Origin of the sequence: Paludisphaera mucosa, from assembly GCF_029589435.1 — a bacterium.
Taxonomy (GTDB): Bacteria; Planctomycetota; Planctomycetia; order Isosphaerales; family Isosphaeraceae; genus Paludisphaera; species Paludisphaera mucosa.
This window is the reverse complement of sequence record NZ_JARRAG010000001.1, coordinates 975,308-990,406: the sequence shown is the minus strand read 5'-3', so window position 1 is coordinate 990,406 and position 15,099 is coordinate 975,308. Positions and strand designations below refer to the sequence as shown.

Below are 15,099 nucleotides of genomic sequence, written 5' to 3'. Positions count from 1 at the left end.
GTCGTCGTTTTTCGTTATCGAAAAGAGGAAGGTTTCTATATCGATCGGATCTCCGGAAATCGCGGCAATACGCACGGGCCCCTATTCTGAGAATATGGCCCGAGTGTGCATCGCGGAGACGAAAAACCGGCACGAATCCTGCTCCCGCCGCGAGAAGGCGCCGCGCAGCGGCGGATGAGGGTCGTCGGAGTTCGCGAGGCCCCCGTCCGTATCCCCGTCTCGCATTACCCGCTCGAATCGTCCTTCTCCCCTCGCGGGAAAAGGACGTGCCGCCGCGTTGATCGTGCTCAACGGGGATCATGAACGCCGCGAGCCGTCAGCTCACGGACGGGGATTCCGGCTCGGGAGAGCGTCGACGGGTTCGCCGTAGGCGAGGACGGCTTCGTTCGCGGGGGGGGCGTTGCGGTTGGCGAGGAGGCCGCGGTGCCAGGAGCGCCAGGCGCGGTCGAGTTCGCGGACGTCTGCCAAGCCGTAGTGGTCGAGGGTCGCGCCGTCCCAGCCCGATTCCAGGCCGTCGCGGACGAACCGCAGGAAACGGGGGCGGCCGCCGATCTCGATCAGGAACCGCGAGATCGAGTAGCCCTGTCCGTAGAAGGACATGAGGTCCTTCGGGTACTCATCGATCCGGAACAGCTCGCCGAGGCCGATCTCGCCCCGACGCGCCAGCAGGTCGAGGGCGATCTGGTCGTGCCGCTTGCGCTCGCGCTCGTCCTCGCTGAGGAGCGAGGCGCCCTCGTCGGCCCAGCGCGGCATGGGGCCGCCGAAGAAGGCGGCGAAGACGGTGTGCGTGACCTCGTGGGGGAGGGCCGAGGCGAGGATGCGGTCGAGGCGGCCCTCGACGACCATGTTCTGGTCGCTGACGTGGCCGTGGTCGAAGCCGAAGGAGGTGAGCCCCCCCGCCTCGCCGCCCGTCAGCTTGACCTTCACCGGGCAGGGGACGGCCCAGTCGGGCAGCTCGCGGCCCAGCCAGGCCTTGGCGATGGTCCGCCGGCATTCCTCGGCGTGCTCGCCGACCTTGCGGGCGACCTCGCGGGTCGGGGCCTCGACGACGAAGTTGGTCGTCTGGTGCGATGCGCCGCAGAGGAGGGGCGAGACGCCCAGCAGCAGGGCGACGATCGAGCGGGGGGACGAAGACCGAGCGCTGTGAGCATCCATGCGGCGCACTCCTCCATGAGCGTTCGCGATCCTGGCCCGATCCTTCGAGCAAGAGACGGGAACGCCCCCGGACGCCGAGGCGTCAGCGGGGCCTCCGTCATCTTCAGGCCGAGACTTTAGCAGAATCGCCGGGACCTGTCGCCCCGATTTCCGGCCCGCCGCAAGCTCAGGCGTGGCACGGAATTCGAGAGTGTCAGGGCGGGCGCGATCGGTTAGAATCCCCTGTCCGCGTCCGAATCGCCCTCCGACACGCCACCCAATCCTCAACAGCAGGACCCGGCAAGCTCGCCATGGAGACGTCCCATTTCTTCATCATCTCGGGCCTGATCCTGGTCAACGCCTACTTCGTCGCGGCCGAGTTCGCGCTGGTGAAGGTCCGGACCAGCCAGATCGATCAGCTCGCCGAGCAGGGGAACTGGGCCGCCCGGCTGACGAGCAAGGCGCTCGACCGGCTGGACCTCTACCTGTCGGCCTCGCAGATCGGCATCACGGTCGCGAGCCTCGCGCTGGGGCGGGCGATCGAGAAGTGGATCGACCCGCTCATGGAGCACATCCTGGCGATGGTCGGGCTGGCTCATTCGCGGCTGGCCGTCGGCGGGATGTCGATCGCCCTGGTGCCGATCCTCTCGCTGACCTTCGTCACGTTCCTGCACATGGCCCTGGGCGAGCAGGCGCCCAAGACGCTGGCGATCCGGCTGCCGAGGGTGGTGGCCCTGGTGACCGCGCCGCCGCTCGTGCTGCTCGCCTACGTCTTCTGGCCGGCGATCTGGCTGCTCAACACCCTCAGCAACCTGACGCTCAAGGTCCTGGGCCTGGGCGGGGGGAGCGCCGAGGAGATCACGCACACCGACGAGGAGATCCGCCACATCCTGGCCGAGAGCGTCGAGGGGGGCCACCTCTCGCGCTCCGAGCGGATGATGATCGAGAACGTGCTGACCCTCGAAGAGAAGACCGCCCGGCGGGTCATGATCCCCCGCCCCGACATCGTCTACATGAGCCTGTCGCGGCCCCTGGAAGAGAACCTCAAGCTCGCCCGCCAGGCGGGACACACGCGGTACCCGCTCTGCGAGGACGACCTGACCTCCGTGATCGGCATGATCCACGTCAAGGACGTCTTCCGCAGCGGCGGCTTCCAGACCGGCCGGGTCGACCTCCGTCAGCTCGCCCGCAAGGCCCCCTACCTGCCCGTCACCCTGCGTCTGGACCAGCTCCTGCTGGAGTTCCAGCGCAACAAGGTCCACCTGGCGATGCTCCTCGACGAGTACGGCAGCGTGGTCGGCATGGTCACGCTGGAGAACGTCCTGGAGGAGCTGGTCGGGCCGATCCAGGACGAGTTCGACCGCGAGTCCCCCGACGTCACGCCGCTTGGCGAGGGCGTCTTCGAGGTCGAGGCGTCCTGCCCGCTCGACCGCCTCGAAGAGGCCGTCGGCGTCAAGCTGCCGGAGACCGACGCCGAGACCGCCGGCGGCCTGATCCTCGACCTGCTCGGCCGCCTGGCCCACAAGGGGGACTACGTCGAGATCGAGGGCCATCGCTTCACCGTGCTCAAGGCCGACCCCACCCGCGTGCGGCGGATCCGGATCGAACCGATCCGGCCGGAGGCCGAGGCCGAGTCGCGTCCCGGGCGTTCGGCCGAGGCGTCCTGAGCCGGGGCGAGGCCGGGCCCCGGTCGCCCTCGCCGGCCCCGGCGCGATATACTCGACCCAGTTCGCGACTCGCGGGATGAGCGGTCGGCCTTTCGGCCCGGCGTCGCGAGCCCCTCCGGCCGCCGCGGGTCCGCCAGAGGTCGGCGCCGATGCATGTTTCGCTGTTCATCACCTGCTTCAACGACACCCTGTTCCCCGGCACCGGCAAGGCCATGGTCGCCCTGCTCGAACGGCTCGGCCACACGGTCGCGTTCCCGATGGGGCAGACGTGCTGCGGCCAGATGCACTACAACTCGGGCTACCAGCGCGAGGCCCTGCCGATGGTCCGGCATTTCGTCGAGGTCTTCCGCGACGCCGAGGTCGTGGTCTCGCCGTCGGCCTCGTGCGTGAGCATGGTGCAAGAGGTCTACGCCCGGGTCGCCGAGGAGTTCGGCGACGAGACGCTCCGCCGCGAGGTCGCCGCCCTGGCCCCCCGGGTCTTCGAGCTGTCGATGTTCCTCGTGAACGAGCTGGGCGTCGAGGACGTCGGGGCCTACTTCCCGCACCGCGTCACCTTCCACACGACCTGCCACTCGATGCGGATGCTGCACATCGGCGACGCGCCGCAGCGGCTGCTCCGCAAGGTGCGCGGGATCGACCTGGTCGAGCTGCCCAAGGCCGACGAGTGCTGCGGGTTCGGCGGCACGTTCGCGGTCAAGAACGCGGACACGTCGATCGCCATGCTGTCGGACAAGATCCGCTGCGTCCTGGACACCCGCGCCGAGTACTGCGCGTCGGCCGACAACTCGTGCCTGATGCACATCGGCGGCGGCCTCCACCGCCAGCGGACGGGGGTCAACCCGATCCACCTGGCCGAGATCCTGGCCTGCACCGAGGAAGGTATGCCGGCCGTGGGCGTCGCGGCGGCGACGGCGGCCGCCGAAAGGAATTCCTGATCATGGCCCGACACGACCCGACCACCAACGCCGAGCTGATGTCGCGCGAGGGCGTCCCCCCGCTGCCCACCAAGCGGCCGGCCATGGCCTTCGAGGACGCGGCGAGGCTCTCGCTGGGCGACACCCAGCTCCGCTTCAACATGGGCAAGGCGACCACCACCATCCGCGGCAAGCGGACGAAGGTCGTCGACGAGATGCCCGACTGGGAGGCGCTCCGCGAGGCCGGCCGGGCCATCAAGGATCGGACGCTCCGGCACCTGGACAAGTACCTTATCCAGCTCGAAGAGAGCGTCGCCCGGGTCGGCGGCAAGGTCCACTGGGCGGCCGACGCCGAGGACGCCAACCGGATCGTCGCCGGCCTGGTCAAGTCCCACGGCGCCCGCGAGGTCGTGAAGATCAAGTCGCTGACCACCGACGAGATCGGCCTCAACGAGGCCCTCGCCCGCGAGGGGATCGCGGCGTATGAGACCGACCTGGCCGAGCTGATCATCCAGCTCGCCGACGAGCGGTCCTCGCACATCCTCGTCCCCGCCATCCACAAGAGCCGCGCCGAGATCCGCGAGCTGTTCCGCCGCACCCTGGAGGGGACCGAAGGCCTCAGCGACGACCCCAAGGCCCTCGCCGCCGCCGCCCGCACCCACCTGCGGAAGAAGTTCCTCACCGTCCCGGTCGCGATCAGCGGGGTCAACTTCGGCGTGGCCGAGACCGGGACCGTCTGCATCGTCGAGTCCGAGGGGAACGGCCGGATGTGCCTGACCCTGCCGAAAGTCCTGATCTCGGTGATGGGCGTCGAGAAGCTCATCCCGACCTGGCGCGACCTGGAGGTCTACCTGCAGCTCCTGCCGCGTTCGAGCACGGCCGAGCGCATGAACCCCTACACCTCGTTCTGGACCGGGTTGGCCCCGCCGGGCGACGGGCCCGACGAGTTCCACCTGGTCCTGCTCGACGACGGCCGGACCAAGGTCCTCGCTGACCGGATCGGCCGCCAGGCGCTCCAGTGCATCCGCTGCTCAGCCTGCCTCAACGTCTGCCCCGTCTACCAGCGGACCGGCGGCCACGCGTACAACTCGGTCTACCCCGGCCCCATCGGCGCCATCCTGACGCCCCAGCTCGTGGGCGTCGAAAACGCCGGCTCGCTCCCGTACGCCTCGTCGCTCTGCGGCTACTGCTACGAGGTCTGCCCGGTGAAGATCAACATCCCCGAGGTCCTGCTCCACCTCCGCGGCCAGGTCGTCCGGAAGAAGCAAGAATCCTTCCTCGGCCGCCTCTCGCCCGAGAACGTGTCGATGCAGGGCCTCGCCAAGGTCTTCTCGACGCCGCGGCGCTACGCGGCGATGCAGAAGCTCGGCCGGCTGGGCCAGAAGCTCGTCGTCAAGAACGGGGTGATCGACAGGCTCCCCGGCAGCCTCGGCGGCTGGACGGCCGTCCGCGACGTCTACCCCGTCGCCCAGCAGACCTTCCGCGAGTGGTGGGCCGAGCGCGAGCGGACCGTGAAGCCCAAGCTGCCCCCCCGCGAGGAGACCCGGCCGTGACGTCGTCGCGAGAAACCGTCTTGAACCGCATCCGGGCCGCCCTGAAAGACGTCCCCGCCTCCGAGCGCCCGGAAGACGTCGCCGTGGACCGCTCGTACGAGCACGTCGACCACGCCCCCGAGCGCGAGCGTCTCGAACGCTTCATCGAGCGGGTCCGCGAGTACAAGGCGAAGGTGAAGGTCACGCGCGTCGAGGGCCTCGCCGCCGCGATCGCGGCGTCCTGCGCCGCCCGGAACGTATCCCGCCTCGTCGTGCCGGCGGACCTCCCCGAAGGCTGGGCGCCGGCCGGCGTGACGCTGATCGCCGAGCCCGGACTGTCCAACGACGAGCTGGAGCACAGCGACGGCGTGCTGACCGCATGCGCCCTGGGCATCTCGCAGACCGGGACCGTCGTGCTCGACAGCGGGCCCGGCCAGGGCCGACGCGCGATCAGCCTGGTCCCCGACTACCACCTCTGCGTGACCTTCCAGGAGCAGGTCGTCGGCCTCGTCCCCGAGGCCGTCGTGAAGCTGCAGTCCGCCGCCGAGTCGCCGGATCGGCCGATCACGTTCATCTCCGGGCCCTCGGCCACCTCCGACATCGAATTGAATCGCGTCGAAGGGGTGCACGGCCCGCGGACGCTCGAAGTGATCGTCGTCACTGCGCTCGACGTGGAGTGAGCGAAGAGTCGTTCGACGTCGACGACGGCTTTCCCCCCCCTCGCGGGGGAAGGCCGTGAGTTGCAGCCGCGTTGCACGGATCAACAGCCGCGGGACGCGATCGGGACGTACTCGCGCTTGCCCGAGCCGGTGTAGATCTGGCGGGGGCGGCAGATGCGGCGGTCGGGGTCGCGGTAGAGTTCGTACCAGTGGGCGATCCAGCCCGGGACGCGGCCGATCGAGAACATGACGGTGAACATGTTCAGCGGGATGCCGAGGGCGCGGAGGATGATCCCCGAGTAGAAGTCGACGTTGGGGTAGAGCCTCCGCTCCAGGAAGTAGTCGTCCGTGAGCGCGATCGCGGCCAGCTCGCGGGCGATGTCGAGCAAGGGGTCGGAGACGCCCAGGGTGTCGAACAGCTCGCTGCAGGTCTGTTCGAGGATCTTGGCGCGGGGGTCGAAGTTCTTGTAGACCCGGTGGCCGAAGCCCATCAGCCGGAACTTGCGGTCCTTCACCTTGGCCACGACCGAGCGGGGGTCGTCGCCGCCGTCGTGGATCTGCTGGAGCATCTCGATGACGGCCATGTTGGCGCCGCCATGGAGCGGGCCCCACAGGGCGCAGACGCCCGAGGAGACCGACGCGAAGACGTTGGCCCCGGAAGACCCCACCATCCGCACGGTCGAGGTCGAGCAGTTCTGCTCGTGATCGGCGTGGAGGATCAGGAACTTCGTCAGCGCCCGGACCACCTGGAGCGGCGGCTCATATCGTCGGTGCGGCATCGAGAACATCATGTGCAGGAAGTTGCGGCAGTAGCTGAGCGAGGGGTCGGGATATTCCATCCGCTGGCCCTTCGTCATCTTGTAGCTGAACGCCGCGATCGTGCAGACCTTGCTCATCAGGGTCGCGGTGGCCCGCAGCAGCCGCTCGTCGTCCATCTCGGAGGACAACAGCTCGGGATGGTAGCATCCGCAGGCGTTGATCATGGCCGAGAGCATCGCCATCGGGTGGCCGTGCGACGGGAAGCCCTCGAAGTGGTAGCGCATCCCCTCGTGGAGTAGCTGCTCGTCGGTGAGCATCCCCCGGAAGCGCTCGACGTCGGCCTTGGCCGGCAGCTGGCCGAAGATCAGGAGCATGGCGACCTCGACGAAGCTGCTCTTCTCGGCCAGCTCCTCGATCGGGTAGCCGCGGTAGCGGAGGATCCCCTCCTCGCCGTCGATGAACGTGATCGCGCTGTTGCACGCGGCGGTGTTGCCGAAGCCTGGGTCGACGGTGATGTAGCCGGTCTGGTCGCGCAGCCGGCCGATGTTCACGCCGTGCTCGCCCTCCGACCCGACGACGATGGGAAGCTCGACTTCCGCCTCGGGGAGCTGCACGCGGGCGGTCCCGCGCGCGGCGTCGGCCGCGGCGGGGACGGCGGTGGACTGCATGGAAGGGCCCTCGATGGGAGCCTGGCTTTTCGGACGTGACGGGAGGACGCGAGACGACGTCGGCTCGGTGTGGGAGGAGGGCCGCCGGGCCGGTGGGGCCGGGAGAGGAGGGGAGGCGATCGGCGGGCGGAGGGGGAGCCTCCGCCCGCCGCGAGGGCGGATCAGCCGCGGTTGGCGACGACGGTGGAGCCGTCGGGCGTGTCGTCGGCGGCGTAGTCGAACCACTTGGGATCGAACTCGATCCGGCGGTTCTGATGCATGGCGATGTTCGTGGTCAGGGCGATGACGGCGTCGGCCAGGGCGACCTCGCCGCGGCAGCGGGGCTGGTGCTCCGCGTCGGCGTGGTAGTTGGAGGCGTCGCCGTGGCGGATGCAGTAGGCGAAGTGCTCCAGCTCCTCGCGGTAGCCGCGCGACGGGTCGGCCGTCGCCAGGCCGCCGATCGAGGTCGCCGCGCTGGGGCCGGCGGTGCTGGGGCTGGTCTCCAGCACGGGCTTCTTGTTCTGGGTCTCGACGGTGACGCTCGTCGTCTTCGAGAGGGTCGCGGCGCCGGCCTCCTTATAGAGGAGGATCTCCTTCTCGCCGGCGACGATCATCGTCCCCTTCGACCCCATCACCTGTTCGCCGTAGCCGTCGAACGAGTTGGTGTTGATCGAGGAGTAGGTGACGACGATCCGGTCCTTCTCGTCCGAGCCCGGGAACTCGAACATGGTGAAGACGTGGTCGTCGGCCTCGCGGCCGTCCTTGTAGAAGTAGGTGCCGCCGACGCCGGTGACGGCGATCGGGTGCCGCTTGCCCAGGAAGATCGAGCAGGCGTCGAGCTGGTGGCTGCCCAGCTCGGCCATCAGGCCCGCGCCGGTGCGGCTGTAGAGCCGCCAGTTGATCAGCTCGTCGAGGCTCTTGTAGCCGAGGGCGGCGTAGTCGATGTTCTTGTCGGCGTCGGGGGGGATCCGCTTCCAGGAGTCCTGGTAGATCAGGTTCCCCTTCTCGTCGTGCATGTACTGGGGGAGGCCCGTGGTGGTGTCATAGACCGGGTTGCCGGCCTTGTCCTTCTGGACGCGGGGCTGGGCGTTGTTGCGGTGCCAGAGGGCCCGGATGTGGCGGACGTCGCCGAGCACGCCGTTATTGAGCAGGAAGTTGGCGTTGTCGTAGAGGGCCGAGTAGTGCCGCTGGTGGCCGACGGCGAGCAGCTTGTTGGTCTCGCGGGCGACCCGGCACATCTCCTTGCACTCGGCGATCGAGTGGGCCATCAGCTTCTCGGTGAAGACGTGCTTGCCGGCCTTCATGGCCTCGATGGCGACGGGGGCGTGCAGCCAGAGCGGCAGGGCGATGACGACGACCTCGACGTCCGGGTCGGCGTACATCTCCTCCTTGTTCTGATACTGCTTGATCGCCTTGACGTCGCCCTCGGTGTACTGCTTGTGGTTGGTGAACTCCTTGCGGGCCCGCTCCTGCTGCGAAGGGCGGATGTCGCAGAAGCCGATGAAGTTCATGTAGTCGCGGTTGTGGAAGCGGATCATGGCCTGGCAACCCTCGTCGCCGGTGCCGATGATCGCCGCCTTGACCGGCGGCTTGTCACCCAGGCCGTTCTTGTAGCCGAAATAATAGGCGCCCATCGCGGGGGCGGCGACGGCGGCGGCCAGCCAGTCGCGGCGGCTCATGCCCAGGGCCCGGTTGGCGTTCTCGCGGCCTAGAAGGCGCTGTTCGGCGGTCAGATTGGTCATCCCAGGCTCCTCTCGAAGGGGTAGGCGTCTTTAGGGTCGGCTCGCGAGTCGGGCGGTTTCGGTCTTGCGGGAGTCGGCGGCGTACTCGGCGTCGTCGGAAGCCTCGATCAGGCCTTCGCGACGGGCCAGGCGGCGGCGGCGGCGTGCGCCGAAGAAGAGGGCGTCGAGCCCCACCCAGTGGGCGCTCGGGGTGGCGGCGATCAGCAGGCAGGCGATCAGCTCGATGAGGTTCTTGCTGACGATGAAGTAGTTGCCCTCGACCTTCGGGTTGTCGGGCAGCCCGGGCCAGGGGGGCATGGAGAAGTAGATCATCGCCAGGAAGGCCGCCGCGCAGAGGGCCGAGAACGGCGTCAGGAAGCCCAGGATGAGGCAGACCCCCATCAGGATCAGGCCGTACATCGTCAGTACGTTGGCCACGTCCAGAAAGGTCGTCGGCCCCTGATATTCGGCCTTTCGAAGCCGCCAGCCGTCGTAGGCGTTGGCCGCCGAGGTCGGCAGCTTCGACTTGAGCCAGGGGAACTCCCAGCTCGCGAGCCGCGCCTGCTTCTGGTCGGACGTGGCGAGGCCGATCACGGCGGCCTTGAGGTCCTCGCCCTGCGCCACGATCGGCGCGGTGAGGGTCTTCTTCTCGCCGTCGAGCGTCTTGCGGGCGTCCCAGGCGCGTTCGAGCTGGAACGACATCGACTTCGGGTCGCGCTCGACGAGCATGGCCTCGCGGAGGTCGTGGTAGTACTTCTCGCGGCCCTGGACGTTCGTCGGGTTGTGGAACCAGTAGTCGGCCCACACGCCGGCGTCGTCGAGGAGCTTCTTGGCCTGCCCCTTCTGGTCCTCGTCGAAGTCGTAGTGGCGGCCGATCCCGCCGACCATGTCGGTCCACGACTTCTTGAGCCGCTCGGGCTCCAGCAGGTCGAGGCCGTTGGGATCGGGCAGCATCCCGCGGAAGTAGGGGGCGAACGGGCCGTTGGCGTTTTTGAGGTAGATCTCGGCCGAGAAGGGCTTGCCGTGCTCGCCGGCCTCGTATTTCTTGACGCCTTCGGTCAGGAAATGCCAGCCGATCGCGACCCGGAGCAGGACGAGGAAGAGCGCCCCGAGGAACCCTATCTGATAGCGTCTGGCGGCGTTCAGGGGACGCCTCCTTTCTCTCTCATCACCAGGCATGGGCTGTCAAGAGGAGGCGTAATCGCCGGGGCCGAGCCCCATCGCGACGACGCGCGGGCTGCGGTCGGCCGGGCCCTCCTCCACGAACACGACTCCGACCTCGGGGCGGCGGGCGACCAGGTCGCGGGCGGCCTCGGGTCCCATCACGTACAGGGCCGTCGAGAGCGCGTCGGCCTCGGCGGCGTCGGGGGCGAGGACGGTCACGCTCGCCGGCCCCGCGGCCGGCTCACCGGTGCGGGGGTCGAGGATGTGGCCGTAGGTCCGGCCGTCGGCCTCGAACCGCTGGAAGGCGCCGCCCGAGGTGCCGATCGCGCGGTTCCGGACGCGGAAGACGCCCAGGGGCGTCTCGTCGTCGAACGGGTTCCGCAGGGCGATCTCCCAGCGGTCGGCGAACCGTCCCGGCGGCGACCCCAGCGCGAAGAGGCTCGACCGGCCGCCGTGCACCAGCGCCGAGGTCGGCAGCCAGTGGCTCCGGATAACGTCGACCGCGCGGTCGATCGCGAACCCCTTGCCGATGCTGCCGAGGTTGATCACCATCCCCTCGACGTCGAACGCGACGGTCCGCCGTTCGCGGTCGAGCCGCAGCTTGCGCCAGCCCGACCGAGCCAGGGCCTCGGTCCGTTCGGCCTCGGATGGCACGCGTCTGGGGCCGCGGACGAAACCCCAGGCCTGGGACAGGGCGCCCGCCGTGACGTCGTAGGCCCCTCCGCTCCATTCCGAGAGGGCGCGGGCGCGTTCGAGGAGGGCGAAGAGGCCGGATTCGACCGCGACCGGGCCGGCGTGGGCCGTGCGGTTGAGGCGGCTGACCTCGGAATCGTCGCTATAGATCGTGAGCTGGACTTCCAGGGCCTCGACCCGGTCGAGCGCGCGGCCGGCCAGTTCCACGGCGCCGGGGACGCGGGCGCCGAGGCGGATTTCGAAGGCCGAGCCCATTCCCGGGCGGTGGATGCGGAGCAGGTCGGTCGCGCCGGGGGCCTCGGCGGTGCCGCGGGGCGTCTCCGAGCCCAGCCGCCGCAGCCGCATGAGGTCGCGACGATTCACTCCGCTTCGAGGAGCCTTCACGCAGAGGGGCCTTTGCAAAGGTGTGGGATCCGTGCGGGGCCGAGCGGAGCGTTCCCGGTCTGCAGAGGCCGCGGATCGCCGTTCGAGTCGGCCCATCGACTATAGCAGACGGACCTTCCGCGCGAAGAGGCCAAAACGAGAAAGCACTCGTCCGGGGGCCTCCGAAAGACGCTGCGTCGTTTTTCCTGATGTCGCGCCCCGTCGCGCGCCGATGGATGAACCGGTCAGGATCGAGCCGGGCGGGTCGAGATCACGTCTCGCCGACGCGCCCCGGACTCGTGCTCGGCCCTCGAGCGGATCATGTAGCGGCCCTGGGACCGATCGGCTCCCGGCCCGTGGGAATGCACGGAGGACGAAAATCGATGGCGACCGCACGTCTGCGACTCTTCCCGTACCCCGAGGAAGACACCCAAGAGGCCGAGGCTCCGTCCATCCCCATCCGGCTTTGCGACCTGTATCCCCTGCTGGCCCAGGCGTATCGCGACAACTACGTCTGGCTCCGCGACTTCGAGAACGACGAGATGCTCGTCAGCGGCGACCTCTACGAGGTGGTCCGCGCCTTCTCGAACTGCCGCCCGTCGGCCTGAGCCGGCCGCCTTCCCGACCATCCGAGCCCGCCCGGCGCCGCCGCGGCGGGCCGGTCCGCGACGGCGACGGGCCGCCGGTCGGCCGCCTTCGACCTTGCTCCGGCAGGGGCGAAACCCTAGGCTAGGGGGGCAGACCTTGCAGGTCGTCCCCCACGTCTCGGCTTGATTCGGCACCTCATCGAAGCGAGCGCCCACAGATGGTCACCAAGAAAACCAACATGACCGACGAGGCCTTCACGATCGAGCGTCATGGCGACGTGACCGTCATCACGGCGACCCCCGCGTTGGAGAAGCTGTCGTTCCGCCTGGAAGAGCAGGCCGCCGAACTGATCCTCGAGCCGATCAAGAGGCAGGACGATCCCCTGATCGTCTTCGACCTCAGCCGGGTCAACTACTTCGGGTCGATGTTCCTGGCGCTCCTGATCCGCACCTGGAAGCTGGCCTCCGCCAACGGCGGTTCGATGGCGCTCTCGGGCGTGACCCCGCGGACCCGCGAGTTGCTCCGGGTGACCTCGCTCGACATCGTCTGGCCGATCTACGACACCCGCAACGAGGCCATCGCCGCCCTCGAGCTCGACTGATCCGACCGCCGCCCTCGATCGGACCCTCTCGGCCCGGACGGGCGCCCTCGAACCGCCGGGGCCGCCCCCCTGCTCGACCCGCCGCGCCAGCCGTTGACAGTTCCCGCCGCCGTCCCGATGATGATTTCGAGGCCCTCGGCCGTTTCCCGACGCGATCCGACCGCGGCCGATCGTCCCCTTTCCCGGGAGCGGAGCCAAGATGGGGATTTACGACCGCGAGTATTATCGTGGCGAGAAGAGCGGTCCCGCCTGGTTCGGGGGGACGGCCCCCTGGTGCACCGCGCTCATCCTCATCAACGTGGCCGTCTTCCTGATCGAGCGCGCCTTCCACGTCGACCCGGCCTTCGTCCGCGACTGGCTCGCCGCCTCGCCCGAGGGGATCTTCCAGAAGGGCCGGGTCTGGGAGCTGCTGACGGCCACCTTCCTGCACGACCAGAGGACCCTCTGGCACATCTTCGGGAACATGCTGTTCCTGTGGTTCGTGGGCCGGGAGATGGAGTCGCTCTACGGCAGCCGCGACTTCCTCGCCTTCTACCTGGCCTCGGCGATCGTCAGCACGCTCTGCTGGGCCGTCGTGCAGGCCTTCACGTCCGGCCCGAGCTACATGATCGGTGCCTCCGGGGCGGTCATGGCCGTGCTGACGCTCTACACCCTCTACTACCCGCGCCGCGAGATTCTGTTCATCCTCGTGCCGATGCCGATGTGGCTCGTGCTGACGATCTACCTCGTCTGGCCGATGGTGGTCGACGGTCGGGGCGGCCCGGTGGCGTTCGAGTCGCACCTCGCCGGCGCGGCCTTCGCCCTGGCCTTCAAGCACTTCGACCTCCGCTGGTCGCGGCTGACGGCCGGGAGGATCGGCCGACCCCGCCTCAAGGTCGTCACGCCGCCGCGCTACGAGTCGACCCGGCCGCGCACCCCCGTGCCGACGCGTAGTGCGGGCGAGACGGTCGGGGCCCTGGCGCCGTCCGCCAACGTCCTGCCCGCGGAGCAACTCGACGCCCGGCTCGACGAGGTCCTCGCCAAGATCGCGCGCGAGGGGGGCGACGGGCTGACGGACGAGGAGCGTGGGGTCCTTCAGGAAGCCAGCCGACGCGCCCGCGACCGCCGGAGCGACCGTCACTGATGGACGCCCGCCCGACCTCGAACTTCTCGATCCGCGACGCCGCGGCCGCCGACCTCGACGCCATCGTGGACTTCAACGGACGGCTCGCCCACGAGACCGAGGACAAGGTCCTCGACCCCGCGATCCTCCGCGACGGCGTCGCGCGCGCCCTCGCCGATCCCGACCGCCTCCGCTACTGGATCGCGGCGGACCGCGACGGCCGGGTGATCGGCCAGACGGCGATCACCCGTGAGTGGAGCGACTGGCGCAACGGCTGGCTCTGGTGGCTGCAGAGCGTCTACATCGACGCCGAACACCGGGGCCAGGGCGTCTTCAAGGCCCTCTATCGGCGTATCCGCGACGAGGCCCTGGCCGCCGGCGACGTCATCGGCATCCGCCTCTACGTCGAGGACGAGAACCATCGCGCCCGCGACGCGTACCGGGCCCTGGGCCTCGACGAGGCCGGCTATACGGTCCTCGAAGAGCTGTGGATGGAACGCTCCCAGCCCGACGGCCGGCGTCACAACGGTTCGTGAGTCCGGATCGCCCAGCGTTCCAGCAGCCTGGCGGCGCGTCCCGAGTCGAGCGCCTCCGCGGCGCGGGCGACGGCGTCGCGCAACGAAACGCCCTCGGCCGTCCAGAGCGCGGCGGCGGCGTTGGCGAGGAGATAGAGCCGCACCGGGCCAGGCTCGCCCGCGAAGGCCTGGCGTAGCAGCGAGGCGCTCTCCGCCGGGCCGTCGACGCCCAGGCCGTCGGCACTCGTCTCGGGGAGCCCGAAATCGTCCGGCCGCCAGGCGAGGCTCGAGATCCGGCCGTTTTCGACGAGCAGGACCTCCGTCGGGCCGCTCAGGGTCACCTCGTCGAGGCCGTCGGCCCCGCGCACGACGGCCGCGCGGCGGGTCGTCGGCGTCCGCGCCAGGACTTCGGCCATCCGGCGGGCGTTGCCGGGGTCGGGCACGCCCACGAGCTGTAACGGCGGCGAGGCCGGGTTGCAGAGCGGCCCCACCAGGTTGAAGACGGTTCGGAAGGGGAGCCGGCGGCGGATCGGGGCGACCCCCCGCAGGCCGGGATGGAACCGAGGGGCGAAGAGGAAGGCGACGCCAAGCTCGTCGAGCGCCGAACGAAGGACGGCGGGGTCCGCCTCGACCGACACGCCGAGTTCCATCAAGACGTCGGAGCTGCCCGACTTCCCCGACGCGGCGCGGTTGCCGTGCTTGACCACCGGGACCCCGCAGGCGGCGACGACCACGGCCGCCCCGGTCGAGATGTTCACGGTTCCGGCGCGGTCGCCGCCCGTGCCGCAGGTGTCGATCGCGTCGACCCGGCCCGCGTCGAACGGGATCATCCGTTCTCGGATCGCCTGAACGGCCCCGAGCAGTTCATCGCCCGTCTCGCCCTTGATGTGCAGGGCGGTCAGGAAGGCCGCGGTCTCGACGTCGCCGACCCGGCCGTCGAGGATCGCCTCGACCGCCCGCCGAGTCTCCCCAGCGTCCAGAGGACGACCCGCGGCCAGGGTTTCGATCGCCGTCGTGAGCGTTTCGGAGGCTTCCATGCG

General features: G+C 69.5%; 14 protein-coding genes. 8 read left to right on the top strand and 6 right to left on the bottom strand.

Annotated elements, in window-relative coordinates; translation table 11 throughout:
* Nucleotides 1–321: 321 nt before the first annotated feature.
* Nucleotides 322–1,155, bottom strand: coding sequence for a gluzincin family metallopeptidase (locus PZE19_RS04190; RefSeq protein ID WP_277859314.1), 834 nt, complete (start codon nucleotides 1,153–1,155; stop codon nucleotides 322–324).
* Between the two features lie 290 nt (nucleotides 1,156–1,445).
* Between PZE19_RS04190 and PZE19_RS04185 the strand changes: the two genes are divergently transcribed.
* The 4 genes from PZE19_RS04185 to PZE19_RS04170 all read left to right on the top strand — a co-directional run bounded on the left by PZE19_RS04185 (nucleotide 1,446) and on the right by PZE19_RS04170 (nucleotide 5,927).
* Nucleotides 1,446–2,801, top strand: a complete 1,356-nt coding sequence (locus PZE19_RS04185; RefSeq protein ID WP_277859313.1) for a hemolysin family protein — start codon at nucleotides 1,446–1,448, stop codon at nucleotides 2,799–2,801.
* A 149-nt stretch (nucleotides 2,802–2,950) separates the two neighbouring features.
* Complete coding sequence (locus PZE19_RS04180) at nucleotides 2,951–3,736, top strand: (Fe-S)-binding protein (protein ID WP_277859312.1); 786 nt, start codon at nucleotides 2,951–2,953, stop codon at nucleotides 3,734–3,736.
* A 38-nt stretch (nucleotides 3,737–3,774) separates the two neighbouring features.
* The gene (locus tag PZE19_RS04175; RefSeq protein ID WP_368411274.1) at nucleotides 3,775–5,268 is read left to right on the top strand and encodes a LutB/LldF family L-lactate oxidation iron-sulfur protein; all 1,494 of its coding nucleotides are present in this window, start codon (nucleotides 3,775–3,777) and stop codon (nucleotides 5,266–5,268) included.
* Entirely contained in the window at nucleotides 5,265–5,927 is a 663-nt protein-coding gene (locus PZE19_RS04170) for a LutC/YkgG family protein (protein WP_277859310.1), read from the top strand. Before PZE19_RS04175 ends, PZE19_RS04170 begins: the two co-directional genes overlap by 4 nt.
* An 80-nt stretch (nucleotides 5,928–6,007) precedes the next feature.
* Here PZE19_RS04170 and PZE19_RS04165 read toward each other — a convergent pair whose 3' ends face one another.
* The 4 genes from PZE19_RS04165 to PZE19_RS04150 all read right to left on the bottom strand — a co-directional run bounded on the left by PZE19_RS04165 (nucleotide 6,008) and on the right by PZE19_RS04150 (nucleotide 11,253).
* Nucleotides 6,008–7,333, bottom strand: coding sequence for a citrate synthase (locus tag PZE19_RS04165; RefSeq protein ID WP_277859309.1), 1,326 nt, complete (start codon nucleotides 7,331–7,333; stop codon nucleotides 6,008–6,010).
* 161 nt (nucleotides 7,334–7,494) lie between these two features.
* Nucleotides 7,495–9,054, bottom strand: coding sequence for a Gfo/Idh/MocA family protein (locus tag PZE19_RS04160; RefSeq protein ID WP_277859308.1), 1,560 nt, complete (start codon nucleotides 9,052–9,054; stop codon nucleotides 7,495–7,497).
* 30 nt (nucleotides 9,055–9,084) lie between these two features.
* Complete coding sequence (locus tag PZE19_RS04155) at nucleotides 9,085–10,212, bottom strand: DoxX family protein (protein ID WP_277859307.1); 1,128 nt, start codon at nucleotides 10,210–10,212, stop codon at nucleotides 9,085–9,087.
* Between the two features lie 6 nt (nucleotides 10,213–10,218).
* Nucleotides 10,219–11,253 carry an FAD:protein FMN transferase gene (locus tag PZE19_RS04150; protein WP_277859306.1) on the bottom strand — a complete coding sequence of 345 codons (1,035 nt, stop codon included), beginning with the start codon at nucleotides 11,251–11,253 and terminating at the stop codon, nucleotides 10,219–10,221.
* A 383-nt stretch (nucleotides 11,254–11,636) separates the two neighbouring features.
* Between PZE19_RS04150 and PZE19_RS04145 the strand changes: the two genes are divergently transcribed.
* The 4 genes from PZE19_RS04145 (at nucleotide 11,637) to PZE19_RS04130 (ending at nucleotide 14,080) form a co-directional block, all read left to right on the top strand.
* Nucleotides 11,637–11,861 carry a hypothetical protein gene (locus PZE19_RS04145; protein WP_277859305.1) on the top strand — a complete coding sequence of 75 codons (225 nt, stop codon included), beginning with the start codon at nucleotides 11,637–11,639 and terminating at the stop codon, nucleotides 11,859–11,861.
* Between the two features lie 197 nt (nucleotides 11,862–12,058).
* Nucleotides 12,059–12,442, top strand: coding sequence for an STAS domain-containing protein (locus tag PZE19_RS04140; protein WP_277859304.1), 384 nt, complete (start codon nucleotides 12,059–12,061; stop codon nucleotides 12,440–12,442).
* Nucleotides 12,443–12,641: 199 nt separating this feature from the next.
* Nucleotides 12,642–13,565: a rhomboid family intramembrane serine protease gene (locus PZE19_RS04135; protein WP_277859303.1), complete on the top strand. Its 924-nt coding sequence runs from the start codon at nucleotides 12,642–12,644 to the stop codon at nucleotides 13,563–13,565.
* On the top strand, nucleotides 13,565–14,080 hold the full coding sequence (locus PZE19_RS04130) for a GNAT family N-acetyltransferase (RefSeq protein WP_277859302.1): 516 nt from the start codon (nucleotides 13,565–13,567) through the stop codon (nucleotides 14,078–14,080). Before PZE19_RS04135 ends, PZE19_RS04130 begins: the two co-directional genes overlap by 1 nt.
* Here PZE19_RS04130 and trpD read toward each other — a convergent pair.
* A complete protein-coding gene (gene trpD, locus PZE19_RS04125; RefSeq protein WP_277859301.1) occupies nucleotides 14,065–15,096 on the bottom strand; it encodes an anthranilate phosphoribosyltransferase in 1,032 nt (343 codons plus the stop codon). The two genes, PZE19_RS04130 and trpD, sit on opposite strands and share 16 nt — an antisense overlap.
* Between the last annotated feature and the right edge of the window lie 3 nt (nucleotides 15,097–15,099).